This is a genomic window from Tardiphaga sp. 285_C5_N1_2, from assembly GCF_052076065.1.
GTDB lineage: Bacteria > Pseudomonadota > Alphaproteobacteria > Rhizobiales > Xanthobacteraceae > Tardiphaga > Tardiphaga robiniae.
This window is the reverse complement of the sequence record NZ_CP197241.1, coordinates 5,315,457-5,335,648: the sequence shown is the minus strand read 5'-3', so window position 1 is coordinate 5,335,648 and position 20,192 is coordinate 5,315,457. Positions and strand designations below refer to the sequence as shown.

At 61.2% G+C, this 20,192-nt stretch carries 14 protein-coding genes; 8 read left to right on the top strand and 6 right to left on the bottom strand.

The features are described from left to right. Positions 1-72: 72 nt before the first annotated feature. The 4 genes from AB7951_RS25300 (at position 73) to AB7951_RS25285 (ending at position 7,364) form a co-directional block, all read left to right on the top strand. A complete protein-coding gene (locus tag AB7951_RS25300; RefSeq protein WP_120288198.1) occupies positions 73-846 on the top strand; it encodes an ABC transporter permease in 774 nt (257 codons plus the stop codon). Continuing rightward, positions 843-1,628, top strand: coding sequence for an ABC transporter ATP-binding protein (locus AB7951_RS25295; RefSeq protein ID WP_089266872.1), 786 nt, complete (start codon positions 843-845; stop codon positions 1,626-1,628). Before AB7951_RS25300 ends, AB7951_RS25295 begins: the two co-directional genes overlap by 4 nt. 269 nt (positions 1,629-1,897) lie before the next feature. Further along, positions 1,898-4,531 carry an EAL domain-containing protein gene (locus tag AB7951_RS25290; protein WP_120288199.1) on the top strand — a complete coding sequence of 878 codons (2,634 nt, stop codon included), beginning with the start codon at positions 1,898-1,900 and terminating at the stop codon, positions 4,529-4,531. A gap of 190 nt (positions 4,532-4,721) precedes the next feature. After that, positions 4,722-7,364 carry an EAL domain-containing protein gene (locus AB7951_RS25285; protein WP_120289080.1) on the top strand — a complete coding sequence of 881 codons (2,643 nt, stop codon included), beginning with the start codon at positions 4,722-4,724 and terminating at the stop codon, positions 7,362-7,364. A 3-nt stretch (positions 7,365-7,367) separates the two neighbouring features. Here the strand turns inward: AB7951_RS25285 and AB7951_RS25280 are convergent, their stop codons facing one another. The 4 genes from AB7951_RS25280 to AB7951_RS25265 form a co-directional block, all read right to left on the bottom strand. Next, positions 7,368-8,945 carry an ATP-binding protein gene (locus AB7951_RS25280; protein WP_439062082.1) on the bottom strand — a complete coding sequence of 526 codons (1,578 nt, stop codon included), beginning with the start codon at positions 8,943-8,945 and terminating at the stop codon, positions 7,368-7,370. A gap of 129 nt (positions 8,946-9,074) precedes the next feature. Then, positions 9,075-9,485: a response regulator gene (locus AB7951_RS25275; protein WP_120288201.1), complete on the bottom strand. Its 411-nt coding sequence runs from the start codon at positions 9,483-9,485 to the stop codon at positions 9,075-9,077. A gap of 221 nt (positions 9,486-9,706) precedes the next feature. Beyond that, on the bottom strand, positions 9,707-10,165 hold the full coding sequence (locus AB7951_RS25270) for a PaaI family thioesterase (protein ID WP_089266877.1): 459 nt from the start codon (positions 10,163-10,165) through the stop codon (positions 9,707-9,709). Positions 10,166-11,251: 1,086 nt separating this feature from the next. Further along, complete coding sequence (locus tag AB7951_RS25265; protein ID WP_120288202.1) at positions 11,252-12,253, bottom strand: NADP-dependent oxidoreductase; 1,002 nt, start codon at positions 12,251-12,253, stop codon at positions 11,252-11,254. A 234-nt stretch (positions 12,254-12,487) separates the two neighbouring features. Between AB7951_RS25265 and AB7951_RS25260 the strand changes: the two genes are divergently transcribed. Together AB7951_RS25260 and AB7951_RS25255 are read left to right on the top strand one after the other, a co-directional pair. After that, entirely contained in the window at positions 12,488-13,783 is a 1,296-nt protein-coding gene (locus tag AB7951_RS25260) for a dicarboxylate/amino acid:cation symporter (protein WP_120288203.1), read from the top strand. 8 nt (positions 13,784-13,791) lie between these two features. Continuing rightward, positions 13,792-14,709, top strand: coding sequence for an amino acid ABC transporter substrate-binding protein (locus AB7951_RS25255; protein ID WP_120288204.1), 918 nt, complete (start codon positions 13,792-13,794; stop codon positions 14,707-14,709). Between the two features lie 153 nt (positions 14,710-14,862). On the opposite strand, the gene AB7951_RS25250 is transcribed toward AB7951_RS25255, so the two are convergent. Together AB7951_RS25250 and AB7951_RS25245 are read right to left on the bottom strand one after the other, a co-directional pair. Next, a complete protein-coding gene (locus AB7951_RS25250; RefSeq protein WP_120288205.1) occupies positions 14,863-16,182 on the bottom strand; it encodes a glutamate ligase domain-containing protein in 1,320 nt (439 codons plus the stop codon). Beyond that, positions 16,175-17,182: a hypothetical protein gene (locus AB7951_RS25245; protein ID WP_120288206.1), complete on the bottom strand. Its 1,008-nt coding sequence runs from the start codon at positions 17,180-17,182 to the stop codon at positions 16,175-16,177. Before AB7951_RS25245 ends, AB7951_RS25250 begins: the two co-directional genes overlap by 8 nt. A gap of 373 nt (positions 17,183-17,555) precedes the next feature. Here AB7951_RS25245 and AB7951_RS25240 point away from each other — a divergent pair, with 373 nt between their 5' ends. Further along, the gene (locus AB7951_RS25240; RefSeq protein WP_093759912.1) at positions 17,556-18,329 is read left to right on the top strand and encodes a ferredoxin--NADP reductase; all 774 of its coding nucleotides are present in this window, start codon (positions 17,556-17,558) and stop codon (positions 18,327-18,329) included. Positions 18,330-18,542: 213 nt separating this feature from the next. Next, positions 18,543-20,183, top strand: coding sequence for an FMN-binding glutamate synthase family protein (locus AB7951_RS25235; protein WP_120288207.1), 1,641 nt, complete (start codon positions 18,543-18,545; stop codon positions 20,181-20,183). The last annotated feature ends 9 nt before the right edge of the window (positions 20,184-20,192 follow it).

The following is a 20,192-nucleotide window of genomic DNA, read 5'->3' as shown; positions in this document are numbered from 1 at the left end:
ACTTAAGGAAGACTGGATTGCTTCGTCGCAAGAGCTCCTCGCAATGACGATCATGAGCATCGAATACGCAGCATGAAGCCACTCGCCCCCATTTCATCCACCGCGCGCGTCGTGCTCGGCATATCGTTCTTCGTTCTGTTCGTTGCCGCGTGGTCCTATGCGACCTTTGGCGGCTTCGTCTCCAAGACCTTCCTCGCCAATCCATGGACCATGCTGCAGGATGGCTGGCTGCTGCTGACCAAGCACGGCTTCCTGCATGATATCGGCATGACCATCTGGCGCGTGATCGGCGGCTTCGTGCTGGCTGCGCTATTCGCGGTGCCCATCGGCATCCTGATGGGCGCCTACAAGCCGGTTGAAGCCTTTCTCGAACCCTTCGTCTCCTTTGCGCGCTATCTGCCGGCCTCGGCCTTCATTCCGCTCCTGATCCTGTGGGCCGGCATCGGCGAATTGCAGAAGCTCCTGGTGATTTTCATCGGCTCGGTGTTCCAGCTCATCCTGATGGTCGCTGTCAGTGTCGGCAGCGTGCGCCGCGATCTTGTCGAGGCGTCGCTGACACTCGGCGCGCGCGACGCCGGGGTGCTCAAGCGCGTGCTGATTCCATCCGCCGCGCCGGAGATTGCGGAAATTCTCCGTCTCGTGCTCGGCTGGGCCTGGACCTATGTCATCGTCGCCGAACTGATCGGCTCGTCCTCGGGCATCGGCCACATGATCATCGACAGCCAGGCGCTGCTGGCCACTGGCCAGATCATCTTCGGCATTATCGTCATCGGCATCATCGGTTTGATTTCGGACTATGCGTTCAAGGCTGCGAACCGGCGCTTGTTTCCGTGGAGCATCATTTGAGCAAGCTCGTCATCGACAATGTCTCGCGGATCTTTCCGGCCGTCCGCGGCGGCACGCCGACGCGTGCGCTGGAGCCGACCAATCTTTCCGTCGCGGACAACGACTTCGTCACGATCCTCGGACCAAGCGGTTGCGGCAAGTCCACGCTGCTGCGCATGGTCGCTGGACTGGATACGCCGACCACCGGCCGCATCCTGCTCGACGGCAAGGCGATCACCGGTCCCGGCGCCGATCGCGGCATGGTGTTCCAATCCTACACGCTGTTTCCCTGGCTCACGGTCTCCGAGAACATTTCCTTCGGCCTGCGCGAGCGCGGTGTGTCCCAACGTGAACGCACGCGCATTGCCGGCGAGTGGCTGGAGAAAGTCGGCCTCACCAGCTTCGCCAATCATTTTCCGAAGCAACTCTCCGGCGGCATGCAGCAGCGCACGGCCATTGCGCGCGCGCTCGCCAACGATCCGAAAATCCTGCTGCTCGACGAGCCATTCGGCGCGCTCGACAACCAGACCCGCGCCTTGATGCAGGAATTGCTGCTCGGCATCTGGGAGCGCGAGCGCAAGACGGTGATCTTCGTCACCCACGATATCGAGGAAGCGGTGTTCCTCGCGTCGCGCACCGTGGTGATGTCGGCGCGTCCCGGTCGCATCAAGGCCGATATCGCGGTCGATCTACCGCATCCGCGGCACTACACAATCAAGACCAGCCCGGCTTTTTCCGATCTCAAAGCGCGGCTCACGGAAGAAATCCGTGTCGAGGCAGTGCTCGCGGCTGAGGCCCACTGAGATTCTCAGGGCGCATCAGCGGCGTCAGGATACCGCTTAAGTAGCGCGCGATCTATCGAAGGTTGCGTCGTTGCTTGCGTGCCCTGCTCTGGCTGCGTGGTTTTATCCGAACCTTAAGTACGTTCGCGGCCGCCGGGAACTCGGGCGCCGCGCAAAACAATTTGGCGACGTCTCGCACATACGATTGCACCACCGCGGCTGAAAGCCGGTGATCGGGTCATTTCAAAGACGGTCCGATGGTTTGAGCAAAGTAATTGCGAGTTGCGTTTATGACGTTGGTGCATGTCGACCAGAGTGATGCTGCCAGGACGCTCCTCGCCGGGCTGGAGCAGGCCATCGATGCTGTCGTGATGATCGACAGCAAGAATACCGTGACCCATTTCAACGCCGCCGCCGAACGGTTGTGGGGCTATGAGCGCGATGAAGTGCTCGGGCGAAATATCAGCTTTCTGGTGCCGATGGCCATCAGGTCGCAGCATGACGGATACATCGCCGCGAACCGCGCGACCGGCGTCAATCGCATCGTCGGTCATAGCCGCGAGGTGAGAATCGAACGCAAGGACGGCAGCGAGATCTGGGGATCGTTGTCGATGTCGCGGGTCGAGGTGAATGGCGAGATCACCTATATGGGCTTCGTCCGCGATGTGACGGAGGAGGCGAAGCGCAGGGACGAAATTATCCCGCTGGCTCTCGTGGTCGACAAGACGAAACGCGCTATCTACATTGCGGGTCGCGACGCACGGATCTGCTATGTGAATGGCGCTTTCACCGGCATGTTCGGCTACTCACTGGATGAGGCGACGGGACTGATCCCCGAAGAATTCCTCGTCGGCGCATATACCAGCCAGGCGACGCTCGCATATCTGGACCGGCAGATCAGAACGGAAGGTTCTGCTGAAGACGAAATTCTCCTTTACGACAAAGCCGGCAACGAGGTCTGGGTCTCGGTTGCCTTGAATGCGATTCATGGCGCGGATGGAAAAATCCAGCACCTCGTCGCATTGATGACCGATATCACCGAGAGCAAGCAGCTTCAGTCGCTGCAGCATCACATCCTTGAAGCGCTGGCCGATGAGCAGCCGCTGCTCGACGTGATGGAGAATCTTTGCCGGAAGGTGGAGCAGATCGCGCCCGATGTCGTCTGTTCGGTGCTACATGTCGATTCCGTGGGACTGCTGCATCCTTTGGGAGGACCAAGCCTTCCGGCAGGTTATGCGCAGGCGCTGGACGGCGTTGCCATCGGACCGGATGTCGGCTCCTGCGGGACCGCGGCCTTTCGCGGCGAGCCTGTTCTGGTCACCGATATCGAAAACGATCCTCTCTGGCTGCCATACAACAGCGCGCCGCTGGCTTCCGGTCTGAAGGCCTGTTGGTCGATGCCGATCAAGACCAAGGATGGGCGCGTCATCGGCACGTTCGCATTCTACTTCAGGGAATGTCGCAGACCCAGCCGCTTGCATCACGGCATCGTCGATGCCTGTGTTCATCTCGCCGCGGTCGCCATCGAGCGTGAAGAAGCGCGCAACGAAATCTCGCGGCTTGCCTATTTCGATGCGCTCACCGGTCTGCCGAACCGGACCCATATGCGCCAGTTGATGGAGCGTGCCGTCGCGGAATGCCCCGCAGATGCGCAGATGGCGCTGATATTTCTTGACCTGGATCACTTCAAGGACGTCAACGATACGCTGGGACATGCTGTCGGCGATGACTTGCTGGTCGCCGTCACACAGCGGCTTCATCAGCACATCCGACCGGGCGATATCCTCAGTCGTCAGGGCGGCGATGAATTCATCATCCTGATGCCGAACTGTGTCGCGGCAGATGCCTCCCGCATCGCGGGCCGTCTCACCGAGGCACTGTCGGTTCCGCTGCAGCTCGGCGGCCATCAGGTGCCGATTTCTGCCAGCGCCGGCATCAGCATGTTTCCGGACAATGCCCGCGATCTCGATAGTCTGCTGAAATATGCCGATGCGGCAATGTACAAGGCCAAGCAGGCCGGCCGCTCCACGCATCGGTTTTTCAGCAACGACATGGATCGCGTGAATGAGGAGCGCCTTCGTCTCAGCACCGCTTTGCGCCACGCGCTTGCGCAAGGCGGCCTGCGGTTGCACTACCAGCCGCAGATCCGCGCAGGCAGCGGCGATCTGTACGGTGTCGAGGCATTGGCGCGCTGGCATGATCCCGTATTGGGCGATGTGTCACCAGCGAAGTTCATTCCACTTGCGGAGGAATGCGGCCTCATCGAGCAGATCGGTGTCTGGTCGCTGCGCGAGGCGTGCAGGCAGATTGCGGCGTGGCAAAAGGCAGGGCTCGATGTGCCTTGCGTCTCCGTCAACCTGTCGCCGATCAATTTTCTGAATCCGGGATTGCCGGCATTGATCTCCGATATCATCGCGGGAAACGGGCTGGCGCCTAACAGGCTGATGCTCGAAGTCACCGAGGGCGCGGTGATGAGCGAACACACGACCGCGATCGAGATCATGATGCAGATCCGCGCGGCGGGCATCGGACTATCGATGGATGATTTCGGCACCGGTTATTCGAGCTTGAGTCGCCTGGCGCATTTGCCGGTGCGCGAGCTGAAGATCGATCGCAGCTTCATGCGCGGTATTGAGACCGAGGTCTGTGCTCTGGCGATCGCCACCGCCATCGTGTGCGTCGGACAGAGCCTCAACATGACGGTCGTGGCCGAAGGCGTCGAGACCGAAGAGCAGCGCAGGATTCTGGCCGGGCTGGGCTGTGACGTCATTCAGGGGTTCCTGTATTCGCCTGCACTGTCCGCATTCGATCTCGAAGCCTGGCTGGTGGCCCGCCATGCCGAACGCTGGGCGGCGCTGGTTGACGAGCGCCGGGCCGAAGCTGCGCAAGAGGAAATGTGGCCGGGTGCGCTCGCGGCCATGTAATCTCGAGAAATTGACGACCGTCGTTAACGCGTTGTTAACGACATCCGGTATTCCGGCCCTTCAAGATGAGATCGAACGAACTTCTTAGCTACTGGAGTTCGAATACACTCGTACCAGCGAATGACATTGCCGCTGTAACGAAGACAGTTGTCGTCGTGCTCCCGCGGCTCCTGTGATCGAAGGTCGTTTCATGTCTGCAAGTCCTGTCGGCCAGCCCAGCGAAGAGGCGAAGGCGCTGTTCTCTGCATTCGAACAGGCGGTCGATGCTGTCGTGATCACCGGGATCGACAACGAGATCAGGCATTTCAATGCTGCTGCCGAGCGGATGTGGGGATATCACCGCGACGAAGTTGTCGGCCGGCAGGTCAGCTTCCTCGTTCCCCTCGACGTGCGCGAACATCTCGATGGAGTGATTGCGGCAAAGTCTGCCATGGATCCGCAAGTAGCGGTCAAGGGCCGCCGCGAGTTCAGGATCAGCCGCAAGGACGGGAGCGAGGCCTGGGGCGCGTTCTCGATCTCACGCGTCGATTACGCCGGCAAGACGCTCTACATCAACTTCATCCGCGACGTGACGGACGATGTCCGTGACCGCGAACAAAATGCGCTGATGGCACTGGTTGCCGAAAAGACCGACCGCGTCGTGATGGTCTCCAAACGCGACATGACCATCGTCTATGTCAACGACGCTTTCACGGAGCTGTTCGGATACACGCTTGCGGAAGCGATGGGCAAACACCCGCGGGATTTGCTGACCGGAGAATATACCGACAACGAAACGCTGGAGCGGTTTCACGCGCAGATCGATGCCGAAGGACACGGGCAAGAGGATATCCTTGTCTATGACAAGGACGGTCACGAGATCTGGATCTCAAGCACGGTCAACGCAGGCCGCAACAAAGCCGGCGAGGTCGAGCATCTGGTCGCGGTGCTCGACGACATCACCGAGAGCAAGCAGATCCATTCGCTGCAGCATCATGTGCTGGAAAATCTCGCCAATGACATGCCGGTCATGGATGTGATCGGCGATCTCTGCCACCGCGTCGAAGCCATCGCGCCCGATATCGTCCCGTCGGTGCTGCATGTGGACGCGGACGGCCGGCTCCATCCACTCGGCGGCCCCAGTCTCCCGCCGGCCTTCGCGCCCATTATTGACGGTATTGCCATCGGTCCCGATGTCGGGTCCTGCGGCGCGGCAGCCTTTCTCGGCCACGCGGTGCTGGCCACCGATATCGCCACCGATCCGCGGTGGCAGCTTTATAGCAGCCTGCCGTTGGAGGCCGGCCTGCGCGCCTGCTGGTCGACGCCGATCAAGGCGCGGGACGGCCGCGTCATCGGCGCCTTTGCCTTCTATTTCCGCGAGACACGGGGCCCGACGCGCTGGCACCAGACCATCGTCGATGCCTGTGTGCATCTGTGCGCACTGGCCATTGAACGGCACGAGGCCCGCAGCGAAATCGCGCGTCTGGCCTATTTCGATGCGCTGACCGGCCTGCCGAACCGCGCGCAACTGCGCCAGATCCTGACGGGGCTGATCGACAAGAGCAAGCCGAGGGACCGCATTGCGGTGATGTTCCTCGATATCGATCACTTCAAGGACGTCAACGACACGCTCGGTCATTCCATTGGCGACGAGTTGCTGGTCAAGGTCACGCAACGACTGTGCAGGCAAATCCGGCCGGCCGATACGCTGAGCCGGCAGGGCGGCGACGAATTCGTCATTGTGCTGCCGAATTGCGATGTTGAAGGCGCCGCCTTGATCGCCAGCCGCCTGCTCGAGACACTGCTGCCGCCCATGCAGCTTGGCGCCAAGCTGGTGCCGGTATCGGCCAGCATCGGCGTCAGCATCTATCCCGACAATGCCGGCGATATCGATGGTCTGCTCAAACATGCCGATGCGGCGATGTATCAGGCCAAGCAGGCCGGCCGCTCGACCTATCGCTTCTTCAGTGCGGAGATGAACCGCGTCAGCGAGGAGCGACTCGCCTTCAGTACGGCGCTGCGCAATGCCATCGTGCAGGATGCGCTGCGGCTTCACTATCAGCCGCAGGTTCGCGCTGACGGTCGCCTTTACGGTGTCGAGGCGCTGGCTCGCTGGTCAGATCCGGTGCTCGGCGAAGTGCCGCCATCGAAATTCATTCCGCTCGCGGAAGAATACGGACTGATCGAGCTGATCGGCACATGGTCGCTGCGCGAAGCCTGCCGGCAGGTCGCGGCCTGGCGCAGAAATGGCGTCGACGTGCCCAGCGTCTCGGTCAATCTGTCGCCGATCAATTTCCAGAATGGCGATCTCGCCACGCTGGTCGGCGAAGTGATCGCCGAAAACGGTCTGTCGCCGGACATGCTGATGCTGGAGGTCACCGAAGGCGTGGTGATGAGCGAGCATTCGACCGCCGTCGAGACCATGGAGAAAATTCGCAAGTCCGGCGTGCAGCTGTCGATGGATGATTTCGGCACCGGCTATTCCAGCCTCAGCCGTCTCGCGCATCTGCCGATCCGTGAGTTGAAGATCGATCGCAGCTTCATGCGCGGCCTTGAAAGCGAGGCGAGTGCGCTGGCGATTACGCGCGCCATCATACGCGTTGGCCAGAGCCTCGACATGATCGTGGTCGCCGAAGGCGTCGAGACCGATGGGCAGCGCCGGATTCTCACCGAACTCGGCTGCGACGTTATCCAGGGCTTCGTCTATTCGCCTGCGCTGCCGGTGCCGGATTTCGAGCTCTGGTTCGCGGATCACGAAACGTCGCGTGCCGCCATTGCCCTGAGCGAGGTGCGGCGTCAGGCGCATCCGGAGCGGACGCTGGGCGTCGTCCCGTCCGTCAGACGGATCCCGTAGTCGCTATCTCTTGTCGAGCATCTCGCGCACCTTGTTGCCGAGGGCTGCTTGTGTAATGGGCTTCTGCAGCAAGGAGACGCCGGGGTCGAGCCGGCCCTGATGCACGATGGCGTTGCGCGAATAGCCTGTCATGAAAAGCACTTTCAGCTTGGGCTGCCGCTTTTGCATCTCGTCGGCCAGCAGTCGCCCGTTCATGCCGGGCATCACGATATCGGTCAGCAGCAGGTCGAACGGTTCGGGGTCAGCGGCAAAATCGGCCAGCGCTGCGTCGGCATTGCCGGCCTCGCGGACCTGATAGTTGAGACCTTCCAGCGTCTCGACCAGGTAGGACCGCACATCCGGATCGTCCTCCACGATCATCACAGTCTCGTTGCCCTTGCTGCCGACGATGCGCCTCTCGATCTCGCTTGCTTGCTCCGTATGCTGCCTACTGCGCGGCAGATAGACCTTGATGGTCGTGCCTTCGCCGACCTCGCTATAGATCTTCACATGGCCGCCGGATTGCTTGACGAAGCCGTAGACCTGGCTCAGGCCGAGGCCGGTGCCCTGTCCGGGCTCCTTGGTGGTGAAGAACGGGTCGAAGGCGCGCTCCTGCACGTCCTTGGGCATGCCCGGTCCGGTATCCGTTACCGAGATCAGGACATACTGCCCGATGACGACATCGGAATGCTGCAGGGCGTAGATCTCGTCGATGAAAGCGTTGCTGGTTTCGATCGTCAGCTTGCCGATCTTCAGATGGTCTTGGCCGGCCATGGCGTCGCGTGCATTGACCACAAGATTGAGGATGGCGGCTTCCATCTGGCTCGGATCGACCTCGACCTGCCACAGCCCGGCGCCGCCGACGATTTCGAGATCGATATTCTCGCTCAACGTGCGCTGGAAGAAGTCCGACATGCCGTGGAGCAATCCGTTGACATTGATGGTCTTCGGGTCGAGCGGCTGCTTGCGTGCGAAGGCGAGCAGGCGCTGGGTCAGCACCACGGCGCGCTGCGCGCCGCCGGCCGCGCTGGCAATGACGCGCCTGAGGCGATCGCGCGACGATTCCGTCCAGGTCGAGATGCTGTGCTCGGCGATTTCGAGATTGCCGATGATGATGGTCAGCAGATTGTTGAAGTCATGGGCGACACCGCCGGTGAGATGGCCGATCGCTTCCATCTTCTGCGTATGGCGCAGCATGTCCTCGGCTTCGCGCCGGTGCCGGCCCTCCTCGATCAGCGCCAGTTCGGTTTCGCGCAATTGCGCAGGCGAGGGGATCGCCAGTAGCCGCGGTAGCAGTGGCCAGAGAATCGCTGCGGTGACGACCGAAGCGATGGCGGTGATCGCCTTGAGGATTCCTTCGGCGCCATAGGCCGGAACCCACAGCGTGTAGATCGACATCACATGGGTCAGGCCGCAGGCCATGATGAAGAGTGCGAAGGCCCAGAAGATCCAGCCGAACTCCACATCGCGGCGCTTCCAGACGAAGATCGTGAGTACGACGGGGATCGAGAAATAGGCCGCGGCGATCAGCGCATCCGAGCCGACATGAAGCCAGATCAGGCCGGGGTCCCACAGCAGACAAATGCCGTGCGGTGCAAACATGGAACTATCGAGAAAGTTCTTGAGTGATGCCCACATCACGTGCCCCCGCCGATAGCTGGTATCTAGCAACCGAGGGTGACCGGGCGGTGTGGAGGCGTCAAGCGTGAGCGCAAGTGCGAACGGGGCTTATCAGCCGCGGAATGCGCTGCGGGGATTGGCGAATTCGGTGAGGGCGCCGATGATCTGGTGCTGGCGATAGGGTTTGGCAATGAAGCGGCCGCCATCGGGCAGGTCGCGTTCGCCTATCCTGAAGTGGCCTGATGTTGCGATGATGCGAATGGGCGGCCAGCGATTGGCGACCGCATGGGCGAGCTTGAGCCCGTTCATCGAGCCGGGCATGTCGATATCGGTAAAGATGATGCGGATATCGTTGCTCGCTTCGAGCACGCGGATCGCAGCGTCTGCATCCGGCGCCTCGATCACCCGGAAACCGGCGTCCTCGATCATTTCGACCGCAAACATGCGCAGCAGTACATCGTCCTCGACGACCAGGACGGTGGCGGGGAGGGCGGCGTCGTTTACGGCAGCGTCTTGGGCCATGGGATTTGAACCTTGATCGCCGGTTCCATGGGCCACAGGGCCGGGATGGTTCGGGTCGAAAGCATCGGTCAGTCTAAACGTGATCAATCGAATACGAATATAGGTCGCGTAAAAACTGTTTTGGTTCGCATGTCTTTGCTAAGCGAGCTGATCGCGCTTTCGTTCCGCCGCGTGCGAAAAAAAATCCGTGAAGATGACGAAAATCCGCGGCGGCCGTCAGGTCAGTCGTTCTTGCGCCCGGCATCGGTGCGGTCGCGGACCGTCTTGAACACACCATGTGCCGTGGCGACCACGTGATCGTTCACACTGACCTCGGTGCTCATGAAGATCAGGCTCTTGGTGGCACGCACGACCTTGGGCCGGGAGATCATCAGGTCGCCGATCCGCGCGGCATCGACGAAATAAGTATCCATCTGGACGGTGGCGAGCGCCTCGACCCCCGCGGCCTCGCGCGCTGCCATGCCGCAGCTCCGGTCGGCCAGCGTCATCACCGCCCCGCCCTGAACCACGCCGCGGCGGTTGCGGTGCTTGTCCTGGCCGAGAATGGCGAATTCATTGATGCCATCGACGACCCGGTGCCACATCGGGCCGACGAAATGGATGAACCCGTCATCGTCCATGATGCTCCAGCCGGCGGCTTCGAGTTCAGCATAGGCCGCGTCAGTCGCCGCATCAGTCATGGATTTTCCTTCTTGCGAGATATCGATGGGCTGGAGGGAGTGAGTGCTAGGTCATACAAAAGCGGGGGGCGGGTGGATAGGACGTCGCGGCGTGGGCGCGCGTCGCAATCTGCATGGCTCGTCGCCGGCGAAGCTGACAGAGCGCGAACCCCGCCACTCCAATTGGAGTGGCTGAGGTTCGCGATACGCCGCCTTCGGTGTCTCCTCGCGCCCTCAGGCAAACCAATTAGTTTGCCGGGGAATGACAGTTTGGCGCACCCAAACATTTTTTCCTATCTCCCGTTGACAGTATCCCCGTCTGGTTTATATTCCCATTCGCCCTGCCCCACCGAGAGGGGCGATCGCGATCGTCACGTTCGCGGGGCAGGATGCGGTGGACGCCGGAGATGCGGCGTTACGCGGTTCACGGGGGACGTCTGTCTTCGGGCAGGACGGATCTGCGCCAGCACTGCCACTGGCAAGGAGACGACCGACCCTGGGATGGACAGACCCCTGGACAGTGTGACGGACGACCAAGTCAAAACGCGTTCGGCTTACTCGCTTGAGGCTCCCTTCCCATCGCCTTGGGACTTTAATTCGCGATCGGAGCGTTCGTCGAGGCAAAGTGCAAGCAACCGAAAAAACACCGCATGCGGAACGCCGGGCAATCGCTCGGCGCCTCCGAAAGTCCTGATGCACACTAACCTGCGGAAGACCGCATTCGCATCAGGCCCAAGGGTGCAACGGGCACCCGGCGTTCCGCACGCCCTCTCACAAGGGGGGCGGGAATGCAAAAGACGACGGCGCCCCCGCGCCGCAAAAAATGGGGGCGATGACGCATGTCTGAAGGGCAGTGGCTGTTTGACATTCACATCCGCGATGACGGGCAGGCGTCAGAGGAATCCCTCCCCCCGCGCGAAGCGAAGCTTCGCTAGGCGGGGAGGGTCGGCCGAACGAGGCGATGCGGAGCATCGACGAATTGGAGGCCGGGGTGGGGTGCCCCACGTGAGAGCGCCACTTGTGGCGCCCCCACCCGACCGGCCAAGCGGCCGGCCACCCTCCCCGCAAGGGGGAGGGATAAGAGAGAAGCCCCGCTACACGATCTCCCTACACCTTCACCATCCGCTTGCCCCGGTTCTCACCGGCCAGCAGACCGATCAGGGCCTGCGGCGTGTTCTCCAGCCCGTCGATAACGTCTTCCTGGACCTTGAGCTTGCCCGCGGCGACCCAGGACTGCAGATCGGTCAAAGCCTTTTCGCGCTGGTTCATATAGTCCATCACGATGAAGCCCTGCATGATCAGGCGTTTCACCACGATCAGACCGGGGACGCCGCGTGGGCCGGTCGCCGAGGGCGCGCCGTCATATTGCGAGATGGCGCCGCAGCAGGCGATGCGGCCGTTGAGATTCATTTGTGCGAGACAAGCCTCGAGAATGTCGCCGCCGACATTGTCGAAATAGACGTCGATGCCACCCGGCGCTGCCGCCTTCAGCGCCTTGAACACCGCGCCGTCCTTGTAGTCCACCGCGGCATCGAAGCCGAGTTCTTTGGTTAGCCAGTCGCATTTGTCCTTGCCGCCGGCGATGCCGATCACCCGGCAGCCCTTGATCTTGGCGATCTGGCCGACGATGGAGCCGACCGAGCCGGCCGCCGCCGAGACGACGACGGTCTCGCCTGCCTTGGGCTTGCCGACGTCCAGCAGGCCGAAATAGGCTGTCAGTCCGGCGATGCCATAGACGCTGAGCAGATGCGTCATCGGCTCCATTGATGGCATCTTGTTGAGATGCTTGGCTGGCACCGCCGCGTAATTCTGCCAGCCGGTGTCGCCGAACACGATGTCACCCGGCTTCAGCGCAGGCGACTTCGACGACACGACTTCGGCAATGCCGCCGCCCGCCATCACCGTATTGGCCTCGACCGCAGCGCGATAGGTCGCGCCATGCATCCATGCGCGATTGGCAGCGTCGAGCGAGATGTAACGCACGCGCAGCAGCGCTTCGCCATCTTTCGGCTCGGGAATCTGGCCCTTTGATAGTTTGAAATGCTCGGGCCCCAATTTTCCTGTGGGCTTTTCGACGAGCAGCACCTGATGATTGACGGTGTCGGTCATGGCCGTTGTCTCCCTGTTTCTTCCTGTGTCGAAACTTGTTGCAGTCGCCGCGTACAAAACAATCAGACTGCACAGTTTTTGTAGTTGGCGATGACGCTATGCGGCAGCGCGGCATTCCACAACGGCTATCTGCCGCCTGATGATACCGAAACGGTATGCGGCTGACGAAGCTTGTTGCGCGCTCTGATCAATATGACAGACTGTCGCAGTTGGGAATGTGTAACGGGGGACGGTATGTCGAACAGGTTTACGCAATACATTCTGATCGCGATGGCGCTGGGCATCGTGATGGGCTCGCTGGTTTTCAACTATTTACCCGATAGCCGCGTCGAGATCGCGGCCGACGTCAATCTGATCGCCATGTTGTTCCTGCGCCTGATCAAGATGATCATCGCGCCCCTGGTCTTCGCCACGCTGGTCGGCGGCATCGCCCATATGGGCTCGGGCTCCAAGCTCGGCCGCATCTTTGCCAAGACCATGGGCTGGTTCGTCAGCGCCTCCTTCATCTCGCTGCTGCTCGGCCTCGTGATGGTCAACCTGTTGCAGCCCGGCGCGAATTTCCCGGGAACGCTGCCAGCTGCGGGGCAATCGACGGGCCTGCCGGTGTCGGCTTTCTCCATTGAAAAATTCCTCACCCATCTGATCCCGACCTCCATCGCGGACGCGATGGCGCAGAACGAGATCCTGCAGATTGTCATCTTTGCAGTGTTCTTCGCAGTTGCGATGGGCGCCATGCCGGAACGCTCCAAGCCGATGCTGCAACTGATCGATGACCTCGGTCACATCATGCTGAAGGTTACCGGCTATGTGATGCTGTTCGCGCCGCTCGCGGTGTGGGCGGCGATCATGGCGACGGTGTCCAAGAATGGCTTGGGCGTGTTGTGGAAGCTGATCGTCTTCATGGGCGGCTTCTATCTGTCGCTGGCGATTCTGTGGGGTATCCTCGTGGTGGTCGGCTTCATCGTCATCGGGCCGCGCTACAGCCATCTGCTGCGGTTGATCCGCGAACCCTTGATGATTGCGTTTTCCACGGCAAGTTCGGAAGCTGCCTATCCGAAGACGCTGGAAGGTCTTAACCGCTTCGGGGCCTCGTCGCGCATCTCCAGCTTCGTGCTGCCGCTTGGCTATTCGTTCAATCTCGACGGCACGATGATGTACTGCACCTTCGCCAGTATCTTCATCGCGCAGACCTATCACATCGAGATGTCGCTCGGCACGCAGCTCGCGATGCTGGCAACGCTGATGATCACCTCGAAGGGCGTGGCCGGCGTGCCGCGTGCCTCGCTGGTGGTGATCGCGTCGACGCTCAGCCAGTTCAACATTCCCGAAGCGGGCCTGTTGATGATCATGGGTATCGACACCTTCCTCGATATGGGCCGCAGCGCCACCAATGTGATCGGCAATTCGCTGGCCACGGCCGTGGTCGCGAAATGGGAGGGCGAACTCGCGCCCGAACATGAGCTCGGTCCCGACGATGTGGTGCCTGGCGACATGATCCCCGGAGAAATCCCCGCCCTCGGACATGGTTGAGGTGCGTGATGCGCTACTATCTGACCGGTTCGATCACCGGGCTTCTGGCAGCTTTGCTGCTGGCGACGACTGCGCAGGCGCAAGCGCCCGCGGAAGGGCTTAGCCCCACGCTGGCGGCGATCAAGAAGGCACATGTGGTCAAACTCGGCTACCGCGAGAGCTCGCCGCCATTCTCGTTCCTCGATCAGGCGGGCCGGCCGATCGGCTACAGTCTCGAACTCTGCGAGGCCATCGTCGAGGATATCGGCATCGAGGTCGACGATCCCCAGCTCAAGATCGAATATGTAAAAGTAACGTCGGACGATCGCATTCCCGCCGTGGTCGACGGCAAGATCAATCTCGAATGCGGTTCGACCACGGCCAATGCCGAACGGCGCAAGCAGGTTGCGTTCTCGCCGCTGATGTTCGTCGCCGGCACCAAGCTGATGGTGCCGAAAACCACGGCGGGTACTGCACCGACTGACTTCAAGGGTAAGACCATTGTCGTCACCAAAGGCACCACCAACGAACAGGCGATGCATGCGGTCGACAAAAAGTTCAATCTCGGCCTCGACATCGTGGTCTCGCCCGATCATGAGCAGAGCTACCAGATGCTGGTCGACGGCAAGGCCGATGCCTTCGCGACCGACGATATCCTGCTGTCGGGCTTGATCGCGCGGCACAAGTCGCAGGACAAGTTCCGCGTGGTCGGCGATTACCTGTCCTATGATCCCTACGGCATCATGTTTCGTAAGGGCGAGCCGCAGCTTGCGGCTGTCGTCGAACGTGCGTTTCGGCGGCTCGGCTCCAATCGTGATCTGATCCCGCTCTATAACAAATGGTTCGTCGCACGCCTGCCGACCGGCGAGCGCATGGGCGTTTCGATCTCGCCGCAGTTGGAAGAGAGCTTCAAGGTGCTGGACGATTCAGCGGGTGGGACGAATTGACCGCAAACTGTCATTCCGGGGCGCGGGCAGCGCTAGCTGCACGCGAACCCGGAATCTCGACATGTTTGGCGCTGTCGGGAGACTCCCATGTCGAGATTCCGGGTTCGCGTCCGGCGAGTGCCGGCCACGCCCCGGAATGACGAACGTGAGATCTCAGAAAAACACCAGATCCTGCGCCTTGCCGCCGCGCAGCACCGTTGCGTATTCGATCGCCGCGAACAGTCCGCCCGCCACATAGATCTTGCGCGGCACGGCGCGACCCAGTTGCTGGCTGAGGCGCACCGCGTCTTCCATGGCATTGGCCACATGAATGCGCGCCGCCGGATGAGCCTTGCGCGCTGCAGCGCCGACCACGCGCGCGTCTGCACCCTTGTGATAGGCGCGGGTGCACACGATCGTATCGAAGACGGGCGCGAGATGCTTGGCGATATCATCGACATTCTTGTCGCCGGAGACGCCGAGCACCAGCAACCAGTTGTCATCGCCATGGATGGCGCGAAGGCTCTTCAGGGCCTGTGCTACGCCATCAGGCGTATGGCCGACATCGATGACGGTCAGGGGATCGCGCTGAACGATCTCAAGCCGTCCTGGCCATCTGGTATCGCGCAGCCCGGTCCGGACCGCGAGATCAATGGCGCTGGTGGTCGCATCGGGATGCATGCGCTGCATCCAGAGAATGAACAGCGCAGCCGCAATGGCAGCGTTGTTGAGCTGGAACTCGCCGGCCAGCATGAGTTCGAGCGCGCGCAGGTCGAATGCGCCGAGCCTGCAGTTGAAGGCCTGGGCCTTGGCTGATGCAAAGACGTTACTGATCGTGATCTCGTCGCCGATATGCAGGCCGGTGACGTTGCGGTTGCGATTGTACTCGGCGAGATTGCCGCGCATGGGCAGGCAGTTCTCACCATAGACGACGGTGCCGCCCGAAATGCAGGCATCGCTCTTGTCGCAGGCGATCAGCTCCAGCGAGTTGCCGAGCAGGTTGACGTGTTCGAGATCGACCGAGGTGACGCAGGTGATGTCGGCGCCGACCAGCCGAACCGGATCGTAACGTCCGCCGATGCCGGCCTCGAACACGGCGAATTCGCATTCGGTCTCCTGGAAATACAGGCAGGCCAGCGCGAACTGCGCCTCGAAGGCACCGAAGGTCTCATGCAGCGTGTGCTGCTTGAGATCTGCGATGGCAGTGGCGACACGCAGGACGAGGGCTTCGAGCAATTCGTCATCGACGGGGACGCCGTCAATCTGGAAGCGCTCATTGAAGCGATAGAGATGTGGTGACGTGAACAAGCCCGTCCGCAGGCCGAAAGCGCGTCCGATACTGGCGCAGAATGCCGCGGTCGAGCCCTTGCCGTTGGAGCCGGTGACGACGACGGAATGTTTGCGCAGCCTGACACGGTCGATCGACAGCGCGTTGAGCAGCATCGCCAGCCGGGCGAGGCATAGGCCGTCGCCATATTTGGGCAGGTTAAACATCGAGCAGGCCGATCGCCGTAAATGTATGCCGCCAGATGCGCAGGATCAGATCCTCGCGGCCGCTGTCTTCGAGAAAGCGGATCGAGGGATTGGCATTGACCTCGATTACGCGCAAGGCCGCAGCATCTCCGTCGATATCCGTAAACAGGTCGACCGCGCCAGCGCGCAGGCCGAGCGCCTTGGCGGCCTGTAGCGCCATCGCAAAGGCGACAGTCTCGTTGCCCGGCGCCGCAAAGCTCATGCTGCCGCCTGCGCTGCGATTCATCCGGCCGGGAATCGCGCGCCGCTCGCCATATGGCAGCACGCGATCGAGGGAGGTATCGTCGGGACCTGTGGCGGCCGACGAAATCCCGTGGCGGTCCAGCGCGGACGTCTCCGCGGCGATCAATTGCCTGAGCGTCGCCTTGCCGTCGCCGGTCACAAAGGGCGACGTCTTCTGCGCGCAATACACGATCTCGTCGTCGAGGATGAACACGCGATATTCCTGGCCGGAATAGATGCGCTGCATCAGGATCGCGTCATAATACTGCGCGACCTGCCTGAGATAGGCCATGAGCGCGTCGCCGCCGGTGACGATCTCCGCAAAGTCGCCGCGCGATCCCATCAGCGGTTTGATGAAGGCCCGGTCGCCGAGTTCGGCGAAATGCCAGACGGCGTCGGCATGTTCGTGGCCGGGCGGGCGATGGGCGCGATAACGCTCATGCAGGAAGAAGTATTTCCCGCCCAAAGTCGGGACGCCGGTGCGCTCCATCAGCACATTGGCGAAATACTTGTCATTCGCCAGCGTCGCAGCCGTGGCGTTGTTCTGCGGAAAGAACGAGCCGCGTCCGGCGCCGAAGGATGCGCTCCTGCCGTTGTGGCCGACGGTGAAGATCAGGCCCGTTCCGCCATCGACGTCGGCGAAATCCAGCCCGAACTGGCGGCAAGCGTATTCGGCATAGATCGACTGGTCGGGATAGGATGGGGGCTTTCCGCCCCGGATGTCGCGAAGGGATGTCATCAAGGACCAGGCCGACGATTGAACGAAAAGCCGCCTGCGACGACTTTAACGAGGTGGCCGGAAACTACCGGATCGGGATCGGGTGATCCAGCCGGATACCATTAACGGCGTCCGGCAAGAAACTGAACGAAACCTCCCATATCGGGTAATTTAATGTCGCGGCCTGATGGGCGTTGCTGCATGGGTAACCTGCTTTGGAAATTAATCGACCTCCTCCCTCAGTCCGCAATTGCACTTCATGGCTACTTTGACTAATTGTCATTCGCAGCTGCGAGAACCAAAATTAGCCAATAGCCGCAATGGTTTCTCGGCATCGTGACGCGGCAAACAATGGACTTGTTCTAAAAAAGCCCGCACTGGAAAATCAGATCTCATGAGCGCCTTTCACAGAGAGAAAGTTCTTTCCGTCCAGCATTGGACCGATACACTTTTCAGCTTCAAAGCCACCCGCGACACCTCGTTCCGCTTCCAGAACGGCCAGTTCGCCATGATCGGCCTGGAAATCGATGGCAAGCCGCTGCTGCGCGCCTATTCGATGGCCAGCGCGAACCACGAGGAAGAGCTGGAATTCTTCAGCATCAAGGTGCCGGATGGTCCGCTGACCTCGCGCCTGCAGAAGATCAAGGAAGGCGACACCATCCTGGTCGGCCGCAAGGCCGTCGGCACGCTGATCACCGACAATCTTTTGCCCGGCAAGCGCCTGCTGATGCTCTCCACCGGCACCGGCCTCGCGCCGTTCGCCAGCCTGATCAAGGACCCCGACGTCTATGAGCGCTACGAGCATGTGGTGCTCGTGCATGGCTGCCGTCAGGTTTCCGAACTCGCTTATGGCGAGCGCCTGGTCGCCAAGCTGGCCGAGGACGAGCTGTTCGGCGAACTGATGAAGGACAAGTTCACCTATTACCCGACGGTCACCCGCGAGCCGTTCCGCAACCGCGGCCGGATCACGGACCTGATCGCGTCGTCGCAGCTGTTCAACGACATCGGCCAGGGCCCGCTTTCGATCGAGACCGACCGCATCATGCTGTGCGGCAGCCCGAGCATGCTCGAAGATCTCAAGATCATGTTCGAAGAGCGCGATTTCATCGAAGGCAGCGGCTCGAAGCCGGGCCACTTCGTGATCGAGAAGGCGTTCGTCGAGCGCTAAGGCAGCCCGAGACCATCAAAATTCACTGCACTGCAAAACCCGCGCTCCGGCGCGGGTTTTGTCGTCTGGGGGCCCTCGCTTTTTGCAACGATTCATTGAGCGTGGCGCGATAGATTGGGCACTCTGGCGCGATGCTCTGCGGCAACGCGCTTGTGATGTTTGCGTCATCGGGTCTGTGTAACGCTAGCGCCATTCATGTCAGGCAGGATTTTTATGGAAACGTTGATGCTTCCCCTCTCGCCGCGCTTCATCGTTTTGACGATTTGCGGCGTCGCAACCTTGCTGCTGGTCGGCATCGGCATTCACGACCCGAAAGTCATCCCTCTCGTTGTCATCCCGGTCATCGTCTTCGGCGGCCTGACCGTGCTCGGCATTCACGACGTGCTGCAGAAGGACCATGCGGTTCTGCGCAACTATCCGATCTCGGCGCATATCCGCTTCCTGCTCGAAGAAATCCGTCCGGAGATGCGGCAGTATTTCTTCGAGAGCGAAAAGGACGGCATGCCGTTCAGCCGCGACACGCGCGCGGTGGTCTATCAGCGTGCCAAGATGGTGCTCGACAAACGTCCCTTCGGCACCCAGAAGAACGTCTACGAAGAGGGCTATGAGTGGATGCACCATTCGGTCGCGCCGCGGCCGCATGCGACTGAGCAGTTCCGCATCACCATCGGCGGCCCGGATTGCCTCAAGCCCTATTCGGCCTCTGTACTGAACATCTCGGCTATGAGCTTTGGTGCACTCAGCCCCAATGCGATCCGCGCGCTGAATGCTGGCGCCAAGCGTGGTGAATTCGCGCATGACACTGGAGAAGGCGGCGTCAGTCCGTATCATCAGGAGAACGGCGGCGACCTGATCTGGGAGGTCGGCTCCGGCTATTTTGGTTGCCGCACGCGTGATGGCAACTTCGATCCCGACGCCTTCGCGAAGCTTGCCGTCAACGATCAGATCAAGATGGTCGAGCTCAAGATCAGCCAGGGCGCAAAGCCGGGCCACGGCGGCGTGTTGCCGGCGGCAAAAGTGTCGGAAGAGATCTCGCGTATCCGCGGCGTCGCCATGGGTGAGGATTGTATCTCGCCAGCCTATCACAAGGCGTTTTCAACACCGATCGAGATGATGGAGTTCATCGACAAGATGCGCCGTCTGTCCGGCGGTAAGCCTGCCGGCTTCAAGCTGTGCATCGGTCATCCCTGGGAATTCCTCGCGATCTGCAAGGCGATGCTGCAAACCGGCATCTATCCGGATTTCATCGTGATCGATGGCAATGAAGGCGGCACGGGCGCGGCGCCGCTGGAGTTCATGGATCATCTGGGCATGCCGATGCGCGAGGGCGTCAACTTCGTGCACAATGCGCTGATCGGCATCGGCGCGCGTGACCGCATCAAGATTGGCGCCTCCGGCAAGATCGCGACGGCCTTCGATATCGCCCGCGCGATGGCGCTGGGCGCCGACTGGTGTAATTCGGCGCGCGGCTTCATGTTCGCACTGGGTTGCATCCAGTCACTGAGCTGCCACACCGATCGTTGCCCGACCGGCGTCACGACGCAGGACCCCACGCGCAATCGCGCCCTCGCTGTGCCGCAGAAGACCGATCGCGTTTACAACTATCACGAGGCGACGTTGCATGCGCTGGCTGAGCTGATCGCGGCAGCCGGGCTCGCTCATCCGCAGGATATTCGTCCGATCCATTTCTCGCATCGCGCCTCCAGTACCGACGTCCTGTCTTTCGCGCGGATGTATCCGGCACTGCGCCACAACGAGCTGGTCGATGGCACCGGCGACAAGCGCTTTCGCGATGCATGGGAGATGGCGCAAGCGGGCTCGTTCCTGCCAGCAGCTCTGGAACGTTCGGCCTAGATATCGTAG

Coding starts and splice junctions, on each gene's coding strand:
- AB7951_RS25300 (WP_120288198.1), top strand. CDS start 73: ATGAAGCCACTCGCCCCCATTTCATCCACCGCGCGCGTCGTGCTCGGC.
- AB7951_RS25290 (WP_120288199.1), top strand. CDS start 1,898: ATGACGTTGGTGCATGTCGACCAGAGTGATGCTGCCAGGACGCTCCTC.
- AB7951_RS25285 (WP_120289080.1), top strand. CDS start 4,722: ATGTCTGCAAGTCCTGTCGGCCAGCCCAGCGAAGAGGCGAAGGCGCTG.
- AB7951_RS25280 (WP_439062082.1), bottom strand. CDS start 8,945: ATGTTTGCACCGCACGGCATTTGTCTGCTGTGGGACCCCGGCCTGATC.
- AB7951_RS25275 (WP_120288201.1), bottom strand. CDS start 9,485: ATGGCCCAAGACGCTGCCGTAAACGACGCCGCCCTCCCCGCCACCGTC.
- AB7951_RS25270 (WP_089266877.1), bottom strand. CDS start 10,165: ATGACTGATGCGGCGACTGACGCGGCCTATGCTGAACTCGAAGCCGCC.
- AB7951_RS25265 (WP_120288202.1), bottom strand. CDS start 12,253: ATGACCGACACCGTCAATCATCAGGTGCTGCTCGTCGAAAAGCCCACA.
- AB7951_RS25260 (WP_120288203.1), top strand. CDS start 12,488: ATGTCGAACAGGTTTACGCAATACATTCTGATCGCGATGGCGCTGGGC.
- AB7951_RS25255 (WP_120288204.1), top strand. CDS start 13,792: ATGCGCTACTATCTGACCGGTTCGATCACCGGGCTTCTGGCAGCTTTG.
- AB7951_RS25250 (WP_120288205.1), bottom strand. CDS start 16,182: ATGTTTAACCTGCCCAAATATGGCGACGGCCTATGCCTCGCCCGGCTG.
- AB7951_RS25245 (WP_120288206.1), bottom strand. CDS start 17,182: ATGACATCCCTTCGCGACATCCGGGGCGGAAAGCCCCCATCCTATCCC.
- AB7951_RS25240 (WP_093759912.1), top strand. CDS start 17,556: ATGAGCGCCTTTCACAGAGAGAAAGTTCTTTCCGTCCAGCATTGGACC.
- AB7951_RS25235 (WP_120288207.1), top strand. CDS start 18,543: ATGGAAACGTTGATGCTTCCCCTCTCGCCGCGCTTCATCGTTTTGACG.